General features: G+C 72.0%; 13 protein-coding genes. 5 read left to right on the top strand and 8 right to left on the bottom strand.

Annotated features, from left to right (window positions below):
• Positions 1–13 precede the first annotated feature (13 nt).
• The 3 genes from ACWFR3_RS11090 to ACWFR3_RS11080 form a co-directional block, all read right to left on the bottom strand.
• Complete coding sequence (locus ACWFR3_RS11090; RefSeq protein WP_453734275.1) at positions 14–3,100, bottom strand: AAA family ATPase; 3,087 nt, start codon at positions 3,098–3,100, stop codon at positions 14–16.
• Positions 3,097–4,260 (bottom strand): exonuclease SbcCD subunit D, encoded by a 1,164-nt coding sequence (locus tag ACWFR3_RS11085; RefSeq protein ID WP_453734274.1) that lies wholly within the window; start codon positions 4,258–4,260, stop codon positions 3,097–3,099. The genes ACWFR3_RS11090 and ACWFR3_RS11085 overlap by 4 nt, the downstream gene beginning before the upstream one ends.
• Before the next feature lie 159 nt (positions 4,261–4,419).
• Positions 4,420–5,046 carry a YigZ family protein gene (locus ACWFR3_RS11080; protein WP_453734273.1) on the bottom strand — a complete coding sequence of 209 codons (627 nt, stop codon included), beginning with the start codon at positions 5,044–5,046 and terminating at the stop codon, positions 4,420–4,422.
• A gap of 100 nt (positions 5,047–5,146) precedes the next feature.
• Between ACWFR3_RS11080 and ACWFR3_RS11075 the strand changes: the two genes are divergently transcribed.
• Entirely contained in the window at positions 5,147–5,833 is a 687-nt protein-coding gene (locus ACWFR3_RS11075) for a 4'-phosphopantetheinyl transferase family protein (RefSeq protein WP_453734356.1), read from the top strand.
• Here ACWFR3_RS11075 and ACWFR3_RS11070 read toward each other — a convergent pair.
• Together ACWFR3_RS11070 and ACWFR3_RS11065 are read right to left on the bottom strand one after the other, a co-directional pair.
• Positions 5,802–7,436: an amidohydrolase gene (locus ACWFR3_RS11070; RefSeq protein WP_453734272.1), complete on the bottom strand. Its 1,635-nt coding sequence runs from the start codon at positions 7,434–7,436 to the stop codon at positions 5,802–5,804. The two genes, ACWFR3_RS11075 and ACWFR3_RS11070, sit on opposite strands and share 32 nt — an antisense overlap.
• A 20-nt stretch (positions 7,437–7,456) precedes the next feature.
• On the bottom strand, positions 7,457–8,905 hold the full coding sequence (locus ACWFR3_RS11065; RefSeq protein ID WP_453734271.1) for an APC family permease: 1,449 nt from the start codon (positions 8,903–8,905) through the stop codon (positions 7,457–7,459).
• Between the two features lie 135 nt (positions 8,906–9,040).
• On the opposite strand from ACWFR3_RS11065, the gene ACWFR3_RS11060 reads away from it, so the two are divergent.
• Positions 9,041–9,685: a TetR/AcrR family transcriptional regulator gene (locus tag ACWFR3_RS11060; RefSeq protein ID WP_453734270.1), complete on the top strand. Its 645-nt coding sequence runs from the start codon at positions 9,041–9,043 to the stop codon at positions 9,683–9,685.
• Between the two features lie 30 nt (positions 9,686–9,715).
• Here the strand turns inward: ACWFR3_RS11060 and ACWFR3_RS11055 are convergent, their stop codons facing one another.
• Positions 9,716–10,393 (bottom strand): transcriptional regulator, encoded by a 678-nt coding sequence (locus ACWFR3_RS11055; RefSeq protein WP_453734269.1) that lies wholly within the window; start codon positions 10,391–10,393, stop codon positions 9,716–9,718.
• Positions 10,394–10,502: 109 nt separating this feature from the next.
• Between ACWFR3_RS11055 and ACWFR3_RS11050 the strand changes: the two genes are divergently transcribed.
• Positions 10,503–10,958, top strand: coding sequence for a tellurite resistance TerB family protein (locus ACWFR3_RS11050; RefSeq protein WP_453734268.1), 456 nt, complete (start codon positions 10,503–10,505; stop codon positions 10,956–10,958).
• Between the two features lie 75 nt (positions 10,959–11,033).
• Here the strand turns inward: ACWFR3_RS11050 and ACWFR3_RS11045 are convergent, their stop codons facing one another.
• Complete coding sequence (locus ACWFR3_RS11045; RefSeq protein WP_453734267.1) at positions 11,034–11,453, bottom strand: BlaI/MecI/CopY family transcriptional regulator; 420 nt, start codon at positions 11,451–11,453, stop codon at positions 11,034–11,036.
• 185 nt (positions 11,454–11,638) lie between these two features.
• On the opposite strand from ACWFR3_RS11045, the gene ACWFR3_RS11040 reads away from it, so the two are divergent.
• A complete protein-coding gene (locus ACWFR3_RS11040) occupies positions 11,639–12,214 on the top strand; it encodes a TerD family protein (protein WP_397711638.1) in 576 nt (191 codons plus the stop codon).
• 87 nt (positions 12,215–12,301) lie between these two features.
• Entirely contained in the window at positions 12,302–12,706 is a 405-nt protein-coding gene (locus ACWFR3_RS11035; protein ID WP_453734266.1) for a CoA-binding protein, read from the top strand.
• A 52-nt stretch (positions 12,707–12,758) separates the two neighbouring features.
• Here ACWFR3_RS11035 and ACWFR3_RS11030 read toward each other — a convergent pair whose 3' ends face one another.
• Positions 12,759–14,840, bottom strand: coding sequence for a cytochrome b5 domain-containing protein (locus tag ACWFR3_RS11030; protein WP_453734265.1), 2,082 nt, complete (start codon positions 14,838–14,840; stop codon positions 12,759–12,761).
• Positions 14,841–14,877 lie beyond the last annotated feature (37 nt).

Raw genomic sequence — 14,877 nt, 5'->3', positions numbered from 1 at the left:
ACGCCCCCGGTCCTCACACCCCGCCGCGCCGCCGTACGACCGACCCCGCACGCCCCTTCTCCACCCACAGCTGTGCGTGGACGCGGCGCCGCAGGTCGGCGACGTGGCTGACGATGCCGACGCTGCGGTCCCGCTCGCGCAGCGAGTCCAGGACGTCCAGGACCTCGTCCAGGGTCTGGTCGTCGAGGCTGCCGAAGCCCTCGTCGATGAAGAGCGTGTCGAGCCGTACGCCGCCCGCCTCGTCCGTGACGACGTCCGCGAGGCCGAGCGCGAGGGCGAGCGAGGCGAAGAACGTCTCGCCGCCCGAGAGCGTGGCCGTGTCGCGCTCGCGGCCCGTCCACGCGTCGACCACGTGCAGGCCAAGGCCGGAACGGCCGCGCCCGGTGCGGTCGTCGGAGTGGACGAGGGTGTAGCGGCCCGACGACATGCGCCGCAGCCGCGCGGTCGCCGCCGCCGCGACCTGTTCGAGCCGGGCGGCCAGTACGTAGGACTCCAGACGCATCTTGCGTTCGTTGTCCGCCGATGTGCCCGCCGCCAGGCCCGCGAGGCGCGCCACGCGGTCGTACTCGGCGCGCAGCGGCGCGAGCCGCCGGGCTCCGGCGGCCGACCGTCCGGAGAGCCGGTCCAGTTCGGCGCAGCACCGGGAGGCCGCGTCGAGCGCGGAGGCGGCCTCGCGGGTCCGCCTGGCGGCGTGCTCGGCGGCTTCCTGCGCGGCCCGGACGTCGGCCGGGGGCTGCTCGGCGGCAGCGGCCGTGTCCGGCTCGGCGAGCAGGGAGCGCACCGCGGCCTCTTCGTTCCGCCACTCGTCGATACGGTGCTGGAGCTCGCGGTGGCGGGCATCGTCGAGCAGGGCTTCGGCCGCGTCCCGCGGCGTGTCGAACCCGGCGCGGAACGCCGCGTCGGCGAGTCGCGCGTCGGCGTCCTTGAGCCGCTGGGCGGTGTCGTCGGCGACGCGCGCGGCCTCCGCCGCGTCGGTCAGGAGCGCGGCCTGGCGCTCCAGCTGGGACGCGCGGGCCGCGACACTGCCGCTGGCTCCCCGCGCACGGGTCAACTCGGCTTCCAGACCTGCCTGTTCGCGGTCCAGGGAGTCGCGCAGGGTGGTACGCGACGCGGCCCGCACGGCGGCTTCCTGCCGCACGGCGACCCTGCGGTCGTGCTCGCGCTCGGCCTGCGCGAGGGCTTCGCGGGCGGCGTGCAGTCCCGATGCGCTGCTGCGCGCCTCGGCGTGTTCGGCCCTCAGCTGCTCGACGAGTCCGGCGAGTCGCTCGACGGACGGCCCTTCCGGGGAGTCTGCCGGTTCCTCGTCGCCAACGTCCTTGCCGCAGTCCCCGCCGGACGACCCCAGCGCGGCGGCACGGGCAGCCGCCAGCGACTCACGCACCTCGCCGAGATGCCGCTCGTCCCGCGCACGCCGCTCCTCCGCCTGCCGGTACGCGGCGAGCGCCGACTCCTCCGTGGCGCGATCGACGTGACCGGCGTCCTTCGGGGCGGGGGCGGGGTGTTCGGTGGCGCCGCAGACCGCGCACGGGTCACCGTCGGCCAGGCCCGCGGCCAGTTCCGCCGCGATGCCGGTGAGGCGCTGTTCCTTCAGGGCCAGCCAGTGCTCGTGGGCCGCGGTGGTGCTCTCCCGGGCCGCGAGGGTGCGCTCGTACGCGGTCGCCGCCTCCCGGGCGAGGCCATCGCGGCGGCGCGCCGCATCCAGCCTGCCCTGCGCGGGCTCCAGTCGGCCCGCGAGCTGCTCCGCGCGCGTGGCCGCCTCCTGGGCGGAGTCGATGCGCTCCTGGAGCGCGGCCTTGCCCGCCGCCCAGCCGTCGAGCCAGCCCGCGGCCTCGCGCAGCAACTCGTCGTCGGCCCGCTCCTCGCGCTCCGACGACGCGCGCTCCGTGCGGAGTTCGGCGAGGCGCTGCTCGGCGCGCCGGGCGGATTCGAGGCCGCCGAGTTCTTCGGCGGCCTTGCGCGCGGCGGCGGCGAGGCCCGCGGAGCCGGAGTCCGCGAACGTGGCGGGCAGGTGTCCACGCGCGCGTGCCTCTTCGTCGGTCGCGCGCCGGTGCTCGTCCTCGGTGGCCCGGCGCAGCCCGAGCGCGGGGGCGACCGTCTCGGCCTTGCGGGCCCGCTCCATCAGGGTCTGCCGCTGCCGGTGCTCGTCCGCCCGCTCCTGGAGGCGCCCGGCGCGCTCCCGGGCAAGGGCGAACCGCCTCTGCAGCCCGTCGAGTTCGCGTACGCCGTCGAGCCGGCGCCCCGCCGCGGCCTGCAAGGACTCGGCGGCCGTGAGCGCGCACCCGGCGATCGTGTGCCGTTCGCGGGCGCTGCTGCGGGCGACGGCGGCCCAGGCCAGGACGGCGTCGGCGAGCCCCGGATCGCCGGGCGACAGATCGGGCAGCGGCGACGAGGCGCCGACCAGCGCCTCCCCGGCGGCCTGCTGCATCCGGTGCGCGTCGGCGAGGAGCTCCCGGTCGCCCTCGCGCACCGCGCCCTCGGCCTCGCGCCGCTGCTCGGCGAGCCGCTGCTCGACCGCGGCGAACCTGCGCGTGTCGAAGAGCCGCCCGAGCAGCTTGCCGCGGGCCTCGGCGTCGGCCCGCAGGAAGCGCGCGAAGTCGCCCTGCGGCAGGAGCACCACCTGGCAGAACTGTTCCTTGCTCATGCCGAGCAGCTGCGTGATCTCCTCGCCGACCTCCTGGTGGGAGCGGCTGAGGTCCTTCCAGGTGCCGGGCTGCCCGGCTTCCCCGGCCTCGTACTCGCGCAGCCAGCTCTGCGCCTTCTCCGTGGTCGTGCCGGTGCCGCGCTTCTTGGGGCGTTCCCACGGCGGCTGCCGGGTGACCTCCAACCGCCTTCCCGCGACGGTGAGTTCGAGGCACACCTCGGTGCGGGTGCCGGCCTCCGCGTGGTCACTGCGCAGCGTCACACCCTGGCCGCTGCCCTGGCGGGGTCCGGGCACCGAGCCGTACAGGCCGTAGCAGACGGCGTCCAGGACGGAGGTCTTTCCGGCGCCCGTCGGGCCGTGCAGCAGGAAGAGCCCGGCGGCGGAGAGGTCGTCGAAGTCGATGTCCTGGGTGGTGCCGAAGGGACCGAACGCGGTGATCCGGAGCCGGTGCAGCCTCATCGGGCGACCTCGCGCAGCGTCTCGTCGGTGCGGACCGTGTCGAACGCGGCCCGCAGCACCGCCTGCTCCCGCTCGTCGGGCCCCGCGCCTCGCACATGCGTCACGAAGTCCTCCGCGATCTGCTGGTCGGTGCGGCCCTCCAGGCGCTGGGCGTACGAGACGTCCGGGTCCTCGGGGGTGCGTTCCGGGTCGAAGACGAGGCTGAGGGTGTGCGGGAAGCGCTCGCAGAGGCGGGCCATGGGGTCGTCGGGGCGCACCGGGTCGGTGAGGGTCGCCTCGATCCAGGAGTCCTCGTGTACGGCGAGCTCCGGGTCGGCGAGCAGCGTCTCGATGTCTCCCCTGATGCGGGCGAGGGGACGCGGCACCGGGCAGTCGATGCGCTCGGCGGCGATCTCACCGGCCGGGCCGAGGTCGACGAGCCACATGCTCTTGCGGTGCGCGGACTCCGAGAACGAGTACGGCAGCGGGGAGCCCGAATAACGCACGCGTTCGCTGATGGCCTGGCTGCCGTGCAGGTGGCCGAGCGCCACGTAGTCGACGCCGTCGAAGACCCCGGAGGGCACGGCGGCCACTCCGCCGACCGTGATGTCCCGCTCGCTGTCGCTGGCCTCGCCGCCGGTGACGAAGGCGTGGGAGAGGACGACGGACCGGGTGCCCGGCGGCCGGGCGGCGAGGTCGGCGCGCACGCGCTCCATGGCGGCCCCGAGCACCGCCTCGTGACCGGCGCGCTTGACGCCGAGCTCGTCCTTGACCAGCGCCGGTTCGAGATAGGGCAGGCCGTAGAAGGCCACGTCCCCCTGGTCGTCGGCGAGGACGACCGGCTCCCCGCAGGCGGCGGGCGCGGTGCGCAGGTGGATGCCCGCGCGGCCGATGAGCCCGGCGCCGACACCGAGGCGGCGCGCCGAGTCGTGGTTGCCGGAGATCATCACCGTCGGGATGCCGAGATCCGCGAGCCGGTGCAACGCGTCGTCGAACAGCTCGACGGCGGCGAGCGGCGGCACCGCCCTGTCGTACACGTCACCGGACACGACCACGACGTCGACCTCGCGCTCACGCGCCGTGGCGACGAGGTGACCGATGAACCCGGCCTGGGCACCGAGCATGTTCACGCGGTGGAACGACCGGCCGAGATGCCAGTCGGACGTGTGCAGAATTCTCAAGACGCCGCTCCGGCCCGCATACTCACTCAACCCCTCCTGTGCCCCGGAACGAGGACCGCCCCAGCACGGCCTCTCCGACAGCACCCACCACGCTAGCGCCTGCCGGCACCTGCCCGATCACGAACCCCGATCCGCCACGGGCGAACATCCCGCCCGGCATCAGGCGTCCCCGTACGCCTCTCCCCCGAGTTCGAACACCGCGCTGCCCGCGGTCGCGTCCGCCAGCCAGGCCGTGAAGGCCTCGACGTCGGCGTCGGGCAGGCCGATCTCGATGGTCACCGCGTCGCCGTACCGCACGTCGCGCACCTCGCGCCCCGCCGACCGCAGATCGTTCTGGATCTTGCCCGCGCGCTGGTGGTCGACCGTGACGGTGGCGAGCCTGAAGCGCCTGCGGGTCAGCGTGCCGACCGCGTCGAGCGCCTCGCCGACGGCGCCGCCATAGGCCCTGATCAGGCCTCCGGCGCCGAGCTTGACCCCTCCGTAATAGCGGGTCACGACGGCGACGACGTAGCGCATGTCGCGGCGCAGGAGCATCTGGAGCATCGGCACCCCCGCGGTGCCGCCGGGCTCCCCGTCGTCGCTCGCCTTCTGTACCCCGGCGTCGGCCCCGATGACGTACGCGAAGCAGTTGTGCGAGGCGGAGGGGTGCTCCTTGCGGATGCGGGCGACGAAGTCCCGGGCCTCCCCTTCGGTGGCCGCGGGTGCCAGGGCGCACAGGAAGCGCGAGCGGTTGATCTCGGTCTCGTGCACGGCCTCACGGGCCACTGTGCGGTACTCGTCGTGCATCCCGCCAGAGTAGGCCCCCGCGCAGACCACGGCCCCGGTACGGTGATCCGTTGTGACGTCACCCTCGAATCGCGTACGCCAAGTCCCCGAGAGCACCGACGTGTTGGGGACGCTGCTCGCCGCCGACCCGGTCACCGTCGTGGAGACCCGCGAGGACCCGGTCGATCCCTTCCTGTTTCCCGAGGAGTCGGACGCCGTCGCGCGGGCCGTGGACAAGCGGCGCCGCGAGTTCGCCACGGTCCGCCAGTGCGCCCGTACCGCCCTGGCCGGGCTCGGCGTGCCGCCCGTGCCGATCCTGCCGGGACCCAAGGGCGCGCCGCTCTGGCCCGAGGGCATCGTGGGCAGCATGACGCACTGCACGGGCTACCGCGCCGCCGTCGTGGCCCGCGACTCGGCGGTCTCGTCGATCGGCATCGACGCGGAACCGGCCGCTCCGCTCGCCGACGCCGACGTCCTGAAGCTGATCACGGACGAGACGGAGCGCGCGGCCCTGGCCGAGCTCGGCACCCGGCATCCGGACGTCCCCTGGGACCGGCTCGTCTTCAGCGCCAAGGAGTCCGTCTACAAGACGTGGTTCCCGCTCACCGGGCGCTGGCTCGGCTTCGAGGAGGCGCGGGTGGACCTGGCCCCGGACGGCACGTTCACCGCGGCCCTCCTCGTCCCCGGTCCGACGGTCCGGGGGCGCGAACTGACGGGTTTCAGGGGTTCCTGGCTGATACGTGACGGTATCGCCGTCACCGCCATCGTCCTGCCGCTCACTCCTGCTCCTCCCCTGCCCGGTACGTAGGGACTCCGCCGAGCCACGTGCCGAGCACCCGCACGTGCCGGATGGCCATCGGGTCCACGGTGCGCGGGTCGGCGGAGAGCCGCACCAGGTCCGCGGGCGCGCCGGGCACCAGGGCGAGGCGGTCGTCGGCGCCCGCCTGGTGGGCGACGCCGCTGGTGGCGGCGGCAAGGGCCTGCTCCACGGTGAGCCGCTGATGCGGGATCCAGCCGCCCTCCGGTGCCCCGTCGAACGTGCGCCGGGTGACCGCGACCTGGATGCCCTCAAGCGGTTCGTACGAGCTGACGGGCCAGTCGCTGCCGAAGGAGAGCCGCACCCCGTCGCGGGCCAGCTCTCCCATCGGGTACTGCCGGTCGGAGCGTTCGGCGCCGATCCGCGGCATCGACAGATCGGTCTGCAGCGGGTCGGGCTGCGCCCACAGGGGCTCGAAGTTGGCGATGACGCCGAGCGCGGCGAAGCGCGGCAGGTCGGCCGGGTCGACGAGCTGGACGTGGGTGATCACTGGCCGCCGGTCCCTGGCGGGGTTGGCGCGGACCGCGGCCTCCACCGCGTCGAGCGCCGCCCGCACGCCCGCGTCGCCGATGGCGTGGATGTGCGTCTCGAAGCCGTCGGCGTCGAACGCGCACACCGCTTCGGCGAGCGCGCGCGGCTCCCACACGGGCATGCCGCAGCTGTGCGGCGCGTCCAGATAGGGGGCGAGCAGGGCGGCCGTGCCGCCCTCGATCACGCCGTCGCTGAAGTACTTCACGGTGCGCGCGGACAGCATCGGGCCGCCCTCGGCCCTCACCCGCTCACGCGTGGCGTCGAACTGCTTGCGCTGTTCGCGCCAGCGGTCGGGGTCGGCACGCTGGGCCAGGTCGACGCGGACGCTCAGCGCGTCGTGCCGGGCCGCCGCGAGATAGGCCTGAGCCATCTCCGGCTCGACCCAGGCGTCCTGCACCCAGGTGATGCCCGCTCGCGCGTACGCCCGGGTCGCGCGGCGCACGGCTTCGACGAGTTCGGCCTCCTCGCGGGCCGGCACCTGGTCGAGCACCAGGTCGCAGGCGTGCCACTCGCGCAGGGTGCCAAGCGGCGAGCCGTCGGGGCGCCGCACGATCCAGCCGAGGCGCGGCTCCGGCGTCGTGTCGCGCACTCCGGCCCGGCGCAGCGCCTGAGTGTTGCACCACACCGTGTGGTAGTCGTGGGCCCGCAGCACGACGGGCCGGTCCGCCACGGCGGCGTCGAGCCACCGGGCGTCGAACTCGCCGTCGGGCGCGAGCGCGGGGTCGTAGGACGCGCCGACGATCCACTCCGCGTCCGGGTGCGCGGCGGCCCACCGTCCGACTTCCGCCGCGATCGCGTCGACGGAGGTGAGGTCCTTGATCTGCGGGCCGAAGCTCTCCAGACCCCCGAAGAGGGGATGGGCGTGGCCGTCGCCGAAGGCGGGAAGGAGCAGCCCCTCCCCCAACTCGACCACCTCGTACGCCACTTCGGCGAGCGCGCGGGCCTCGTCCCCGAGCGCGGCCACACGTCCGCCTCGTACGGCCAGTGCCGTGGTGTCTCCGTGGGCGGGGCTTCCCGTACGCACCCGCCCCAGGAAGACCCGCGTCACCGTCTCGTCCGCCATGTTGTTCCGCTCCTCCGTCATCACACGCTTTCCGCGTCCACTGTCGTCAGCCGTTCGTACGCCCCCGGTTCGCGCCGCCTGATCCGCAGGGCGAGGGCCGCTCCCGCCACGAACAGCACGGGCAGCGGGGCGATCAGCGCCGCGTTGACGCCGCCCGAAGCCCCCGTCAGGAGGTCGAAGTTGGCGCATACGAGGGCGATCAGCACGGCGAGGCCCGCGCAGGCGGTCAGCGGGGCCAGGGCCACGCGCCAGGCGGGCATGCCCCTGCGGTCGCGCCGGAAGAATCCGTACACGGCGAGTGCGGCGAGCGCCTGCATCAGCATCACGCCGAGGATGCCGGAGCCGTTGCTCCACAGGAAGGTGACGGTGTACGGATCGGCGCCGCTCACGACGGTCACGCCGATCACGGCCAGGGCGAGCGCCGACTGTGTCACGACCGCCGTGGCGGGCGCCCGTGTCTTGGGGGACACGGTGCCCAGGCGGCGCGGCAGGAGTCCTTCGCGACCCAGGGCGTAGAAGTAGCGGGCGGCGCCGTTGTGGAAGGCGAGGGTCGCGGCGAAGGCGCTGGTGATGATCAGTACGTGCATGGAGTCGGCGGCCCGGGCCCCGGCGAACCGTTCGGTGGCCGTGAAGACCATGTCGGCGCCGCCCTTGCCCTCGGCGACGGCCTGTGCGCGGTCGGACCCGTACGCGTTGATGATCATCCATACCGTGAAGGTGTAGAAGAGCGCGAGGAACGCCACGGCGATGCAGGTGGCGCGCGGCACCGTGCGCTGCGGTTCGCGCGCCTCCTCCGCGTAGATGGCCGTCGCCTCGAACCCGACGAAGGCGCCGACGGCGAGCACGAACATGCCGCCGACCCCCGGGCCGCCCAGGTGCTGCGGGGAGAGCGTGCCGAGGTCGAGGCCCCGCGGCCCGCCGCCGTGCGCCAGGAGCCCGGCCTCGAAGACCAGCAGGACGAGTACTTCGAGGACCAGCGCGACACCGAGGACCTTGGCGCTGAACGTGACCTTCAGATAGCCGAGCACTCCGATGGCGACGAGCCCGGCGAGCGCCCAGAGCCACCAGGCAACGCGCACCCCGGTCAGGTCCTCGAACCCGGATTCGGTGAACCATCCGAAGGCGACGAGCAGTCCGACCTCGATGGCGTTGTACGAGAAGAGCGCGACGTACGCGGAGCCCGCTCCCGCCGGGCGTCCGAGCCCGCGGCCGATGTAGGCGTAGAAGGCGCCCGCGTTGCGGACGAAGCGGCTCATGGCGGTGAATCCGGCGGCGAAGACGATGAGCAGCAGCCCCGCCATCAGGTAGCCGAGCGGCGCCGCCCGGCCCGCCATGCCGATGGACAGGGGGGCCACGCCGGCCATCACGGTCAGCGGCGCGGCGGCGGCCACGACGAAGAAGACGAGGTCACCGGTGCCGACGGCGCCGCCGCTCAGACCTTTGGCGGGGTGGGGGGTGGGTTCGCTCACGCGCGTACTCCGGCTGTTCCGGGGGCTCGGGCGGGGCGGCCCGAAAACTAAAGGCTTTAGTCCGGGCCGGTCAGGACCGTACTCTGCACGCGGGCGGCTGTGAAGACCGCATTCGGAGAGGGGAGTTGCGGGATCATGCGCAGAGGCAGACCGCGCGTACCGGTGCTCAGCGCGGACCTGATAGCGCGGGAGGCGCTCGCGCTGATCGACGCCGAGGGGGCCGACGCCTTCAGCCTGCCCCGCCTGGCCGCGCGGCTCGGGGTGAAGACCGCCTCGCTCTACAACCATCTGGACGGCCGCGCCGAGGTCATCGAGGGCGTACGGCGCCTGATCGTCGAGGAGATGGACGTCTCCGCGTTCGAGACGCAGCCGTGGCCCGACGCCCTCGCCGCCTGGGCCCGTTCGTACCGCGACGCCTTCGCCGGGCACCCGCACTCCATCGATCTGCTCGCCACCACCACCATCAGCTCGCCGGCCACGCTCAGCATGTACGAGGCGGTCGTGGCCGCGCTCGCCCGCGGCGGATGGCCGCAGGAACGCCTGATCGGGGCGATGACGAGCGTCGAGTCCTTCCTCCTCGGCTCGGCCCTCGATCTCGTGGCGCCGCCGCTGATGATCGACCCGGCCGGGCACGCGCCACGGGTGCCCGTCCTTACGGCCGCGCTGGAGAGCGCCGCCGGCGGCAGCAAGGCGGCGCGGGCCGAGGAGGCATTCGCGGCGGGGCTCGACGCGCTGATCCGCGGGCTCGTGGCCCAACTGGAGGCGTTCCGCGGGGAGTAGCTTCCCTTCCGGGGGCGGGGACGCGGGAGGTCAGAGGCCGCGCGCCGGGTCGGCGAGCGTCTCCCAGAACATCGCCTCGTAGCGTTGCAGGAGCTTCCCGTAGCGCAGAGCGGAGCCTGCCGTGTCGAGGCCCCGGCACATACCCGCGTCCACCGCGGCCAGTGCCTGTCGCTCCAGGTCGGGCGCGGGCTCGGCGAAGAAGGCGAAGAACCCGCAGGCCTCTTCACTGAAGCCGTAGTGGACGGGGAGCGCGTGGGCGAGGGTCGCGCAATAGGCGCCCCAGGCACTGAAGTTGGCGGTCAGGGCGAGGACCACGTCGGCGGGCGCGCCGTTCAGGGCGAGCCAGGCCACGTAGGCGGGATAGGCCTGGCAGCCCGCGCGCGGCTCGTACGCGTCGGCGTCGGTCTTGTCCACTCCGCACGCCGCGACCAGGGCGCCGAGCCGGTCGAAGGCGAGCGATTCCCCTTCGGCGAGGGTGCGGAAGAAGGCCTCGCACTCGACCTCGCCCGCATCGGCCGAGCGTGCGGCCAGGTGCAGGAACGAGCGCCGGTCGGCGGGGATCACGGAGCGCTGCTCCAGGGCGAGAGCAGCGATCGCGGAGCGGTTCGCGGTGCCGTCCGCGACCCGCGGGACGAGCGGGTTGGCCGCCGGGTCCGGTGCGAGCTCCGCCACCACGGCGTCGAGCAGTTCCTGTGCGGTCCGAGTCATCGTCCGTTCTCCCTGCCTCCGGCGAACCTCCCGGCCCGCCTGCTAGTTTCTACACTGTTGTAGAAACAAGAAACCTCGACTTACCGACACACCGATATACGGAGCTCTCATGGCCCTGTGGGACCGCGTCAAGGAATCCGCATCGACGATGCAGACCCAGCTCGTGGCGAAGAAGAACGACCTCAAGAGCGGCGCCTTCCGCGACTCCAGTATGGCGATGTGCGCCCTCGTGGCGGCGGCGGACGGCACCATCGACGCGTCCGAACGACAGCGCGTGGCGCAGCTCATCGCCGGCAACGAGGTGTTGCAGAACTTCCCCGCCGACGAGTTGCGGCGCCGCTTCGACACGTACGTCGACAAGCTGACCGCCGACTTCGACTTCGGCAAGGTCAGCGTGTTGCAGGAGGTCGCCAAGGCGAAGAAGAAGCCCGCCGAGGCGCGTGCCGTGATCCAGATCGGCATCGTCATCGGCGGCGCCGACGGCGACTTCGACCAGACGGAGCGTGCGGTCGTACGGGAGGCGTGCTTCGCGCTCGACCTGCCGCCGCACGAGTTCGACCTCTGACCGGCCCGCGCCGGTAGACCCGCACCGGTAGACCCGCACCGGTAAAGAGGCACATCGGTAAGGGGCTTGTGGCAGTCAGCCGCGAGCCCCTTGCCTCACCGCACTCTCGCCCGACGACCCGAGGAGCCCTCGCAGCATCCGCTCGTCGTCGGGCGAGAGCGCGGTGACGAAACTGGCGAGCACGGCCCCGCGGTCGCGCTCGCCGTCGAGCACCCGGCGCATCCGCAGCGCGGCGAGCCCCGCCTCGTCCGCCGCCGAACTCCACAGGAACGAGCGGCCCGACCGCTCGCGCGTGACGGTGTCCTTGGCGAGCAGCCGGGTCAGGATCGTCATCACCGTGGTGTACGCGAGACCCCCGCCGACACGTTCCTGCACCCAGGCCGCGTTCACCGGTCCGGGCGCGCCGTGCAGCGCCGCGAGCACCTGCGCCTCCAACTCGCCCCGCGCACGCCGACGGAGGCGGGGATGCCGCGCTTCGTGTTCATGCAGTTCCATGCCCGCATCCCTCCCTCTCGCCCTCTTGACGGCCCATCGAGGAGCGCCACATCGTAACGGGACGCAGCAGGAGGAACCGGTGGCGGGATGCGGCACGCCGGTAACTTCTACAGTGTTGTAGATTTTAGACTCCGGCCCTGACCACGGCCGGTACGCACATCACCTCAGGACTTCAGGAGGACATCGTGGGAGTTTCCCTGGCCAAGGGCGGCAACGTCTCGCTCAGCAAGGAGGCCCCCGGCCTCACCGCCGTCCTGGTCGGCCTGGGCTGGGACGTCCGCACGACCACCGGCACGGACTACGACCTGGACGCAAGCGCCCTGCTCTGCGACGACTCGGGGAAGGTCGTCGACGACCAGCACTTCATCTTCTACAACCAGCTCAAGAGCCCCGACGGCTCCGTCGAGCACACCGGCGACAACCTCACCGGCGAGGGCGAGGGCGACGACGAGGCCGTGAAGGTGAACCTCGCCGCGGTGCCCGCCACCATCACGAAGATCGTCTTCCCGGTGTCCATCCACGACGCCGAGAACCGCGGCCAGAGCTTCGGCCAGGTCCGCAACGCCTTCATCCGCGTGGTCAACCAGGCCGACAACGCGGAGATCGCCCGCTACGACCTCTCCGAGGACGCGTCGACCGAGACCGCCATGGTCTTCGGCGAGCTCTACCGGCACGGCGCCGAGTGGAAATTCCGCGCGGTCGGCCAGGGTTATGCCAGTGGGCTGCGCGGCATCGCGTCGGACTTCGGCGTAAATGTCTGACGCAGTCATGGACACGGTCATGGACGCGATCACCGACACGGTCGTTGACGCGGTCACCTGACACATCGGCGGCAGAGGGAGCGGGACGTGTACGGCGATCCGGCAGCAGTGCGCAAGATCCTCACGGAGCTCGGGGACACCTGGGCGGTCGTGGGTCTGTCCACGAACGAGGAGCGAGCGGCGTACGGCGTCGCGGACGTCCTGCAGCGCTACGGAAAGCGCATCGTCCCGATCCACCCGAAGGCCGAGACGGTGCACGGCGAGAAGGGCTATCCGTCCCTCTCCGCCGTGCCCTTCGAAATCGACGTCGTCGATGTCTTCCTCAACAGCGGCCTCGCGGGCCAGGCAGCGGACGAAGCCGTCACGATCGGCGCGCAGGCGGTCTGGTTCCAGCTGGGCGTCATCGACGAGGCGGCGTTCGAGCGGACGCGGGCGGCGGGCCTGGAGATGGTGATGGACCGCTGCCCGGCCATTGAAATCCCCCGCCTCTGACCCACACCACTTCCCACCGGGAAAAATGCCGGCCGGGGAGGCGTAGCCCTGCTCATGAGCCCCTGTGCGTTCGATGGTACGAAGCGGTGGCGGCGTGCAGCGCGTCGATGCGGGGGCGGAGCAGGTGCGGGAGGCCGGACGGTGAGGTCGCGCCATGGGACTCCATGTCCTGGAGGCACCGGACGAGGATGGATCTCACCGAGCGCAGATACGTGAGATCACGTTCCGTCATGTCGCGCCATTCCTCTTCCAGGAGTTTCAGCTGCAGGTCGTCGGCGGATTCCAGCGCGTCGTAGAGACGGGTGACGGCGGAGGAGAGGTGTTCCGCGCTGTACTGCGGAATCGGCGAGTCGTCGATTCCTCTGCCGAGTTCTTGTGTGAGCGTCGTCGCGATGTCGAGGCGGGTGCGGGCTACGAACCGTTCGTGTACCTCCACAGAGAACTGCAGGGTGTAGCGCGTCAACTCACCCGGCGAGGTCGCCATACTCGTGCGTGCGTCCCGGATCGAAAGGTCGGCGGTCAGGGCGTTCGCGTGCTGGGTCAATTCCGTTGCCCAGCCCAGCCAGGTTTCGTACGTCGTGGACAGGGGCGTGGTGTGCGCTCCGCCGGTGAGGAGGAACGCCGGGCGCCGGACCTCCCCGATCCGCATTCTGTCCAGGAGCGCCGTCACGCCGGCGTCCCGGTCGTGGGCGATGTGCTCGAATATCTCGGTGACGTCCGTGCCCAGGTAATTCACCAGAGGGCCTGCCCCGCCCGGATGGCGGCGCAGGAAATTGGTGACGTCGAACACCTCGTCGCGAAAGGAGATCCACCGGCGGGAGGCCGAGTGGTCGTGCCACAGGAGTTCCGAGGGGAAGAAGACCTGTTCTTTCGTTTCGGGCGGCGCGGGAGAGGAAGGGGTGGATTCGGCTTCCGTACCGTCGGGGGAAAGGCGTTCTGCGCGGGATGCGGCGAGTTCGTTTCCGACGCGGACGGCGGCGGGGAATCCGGAAATCGTGACGTCGCGGCCCACCCGGTAGGACGTGTTCAGGTAGCCGGACACCTTGAGGCGGTGGCGGGCGAGCAGACCGCCTTCTCCGGAGTAGGACTTCTTTAGATCGGCGAACGCGGCGCCCAGTTCGGGATGGCCGCTGGTCGTGACGTAATCGGGAAGAGAGCGGAAATCCACGGCGTGGATGAAGTTCCGCCAGGAGCGGGGAAAATTCTCGCGCAGGCGTCTCGCCTCCGCTCCGATGAAGGAGCGGTAGCTGGCCCGGCCGATCACGGTGTCCATGAGATGGAACATCGGCGAGGCCGTTCCGCTCGGCCCGAGTCCGTGCTCGACCAGCGGCACGGCGAGGGGTGCCACGGTCTTGGCCCAAATGACGGGATCGACGTGGAATTTCCGTCCCGCACGCGGATCGATCTTTGGCAGACCGTGCCGCGTAATGTCCGCGATGCAGTCCGCCATCCGGACGAGTTCCTCCGCCAGGGAGGCCGCATCGTCAATCTCCACGGCCTCGCACGCCCGTATCGAGGAGCCCACCAGCGGGGTGCCGCGGGAGAGCATCTCCAATTGGGTCAGATAGAAGAACTGCTCCTCGTCGGTGCCCACGGTGGGTACGAGGAGCCGCAGGTTCTCCACTCTGCGCGGCTGCTCGCCCCGGGGGCCCAGGGGCCGCCAGTTGCAGACGATGAGGTCGAGGTAGGAGAGGAACGGGCTCTGCCTGCCCAGCCGGGCGCACACCGCTTGCCACGGCGCAAGGATGGCGTCCGGGGTCGGGGTGTCGTACCGGGGAGAGACCCGGTGGTAAGCGTGTACGAGGATGCCCAGGACGGTGGCGGCACGCTGGAGCCAGCGGTCCGGGAGCGCCGCCTCGGAGGCGTCGAACGGCTCGATCCGCTCCAGAAGGCAGCGCAGTTCGAGGCTCGCGTACAGCTCCGGCAGGTCGCGGGCGACCTCGTCCCAGACGGCATGGGAGGAGGGGAAGGAGGCCAGCGGGTCCGGTCCGGGCGTGAAGCCGTGAGCCAGGGAAAGCGGGCCGGAATTCTCGTGCCCCAACCCGCCGTTCAGGTTTTCCGCGGACCGTAGTATTTCCCCGGGGCGCTCCTCCACGGAGAACATTTCGGGTGAGCCGTCAAGCTGTGCGGGCACGATGAACATCTCCACTCTTCGGGTCGTCCGTCAACTC

The organism is Streptomyces sp. NPDC055189, assembly GCF_053606765.1.
The sequence above is the reverse complement of the archived record's forward strand: the minus strand, read 5'-3'. Positions and strand labels throughout refer to the sequence as shown.

Excerpts from the sequence above, each read along its gene's own strand:
- ACWFR3_RS11090 (WP_453734275.1), bottom strand. The coding sequence starts at position 3,100 with ATGAGGCTGCACCGGCTCCGGATCACCGCGTTCGGTCCCTTCGGCACC.
- ACWFR3_RS11080 (WP_453734273.1), bottom strand. The coding sequence starts at position 5,046 with ATGCACGACGAGTACCGCACAGTGGCCCGTGAGGCCGTGCACGAGACC.
- ACWFR3_RS11070 (WP_453734272.1), bottom strand. The coding sequence starts at position 7,436 with ATGGCGGACGAGACGGTGACGCGGGTCTTCCTGGGGCGGGTGCGTACG.
- ACWFR3_RS11060 (WP_453734270.1), top strand. The coding sequence starts at position 9,041 with ATGCGCAGAGGCAGACCGCGCGTACCGGTGCTCAGCGCGGACCTGATA.
- ACWFR3_RS11055 (WP_453734269.1), bottom strand. The coding sequence starts at position 10,393 with ATGACTCGGACCGCACAGGAACTGCTCGACGCCGTGGTGGCGGAGCTC.
- ACWFR3_RS11050 (WP_453734268.1), top strand. The coding sequence starts at position 10,503 with ATGGCCCTGTGGGACCGCGTCAAGGAATCCGCATCGACGATGCAGACC.
- ACWFR3_RS11045 (WP_453734267.1), bottom strand. The coding sequence starts at position 11,453 with ATGGAACTGCATGAACACGAAGCGCGGCATCCCCGCCTCCGTCGGCGT.